Source organism: Dellaglioa sp. CoH-55-MRSF-7, assembly GCF_056782235.1.
Genome location: NZ_JBXAYI010000173.1, coordinates 1 through 264 on the forward strand (window position 1 = coordinate 1; position 264 = coordinate 264).

General features: G+C 53.0%; 1 pseudogene. It reads right to left on the reverse strand.

Features of this window, described 5'->3' with window-relative positions:
• Positions 1 to 242 (reverse strand): annotated as a pseudogene (locus AC1RPU_RS08300) (hypothetical protein); the annotation flags it as partial.
• Between the last annotated feature and the right edge of the window lie 22 nt (positions 243 to 264).

Below are 264 nucleotides of genomic sequence, written 5' to 3' on the forward strand. Positions count from 1 at the left end.
TCGTTATCCTCAAGCGGATCGCGCTCGGGCTTCACCACAACAACGTCAGTTACAGGCTGATCACGGTCACGACCTTTTAGTGTCTGTTCCGTGTTTTTGGGAAGGGGCGGACGACCACGCTTTTTAGGCGCAGGTGTTTCCTCGATAGCATCGAGGTCCTGCGCGGGTCGTTTCACCTTTTTCTTAACCTTCTTCTCGGGCGCAGGCTCTTCGGTTTTGGGTCGCAGATCAAATCCCATCATATCTTCGATGGACAACTCTGCT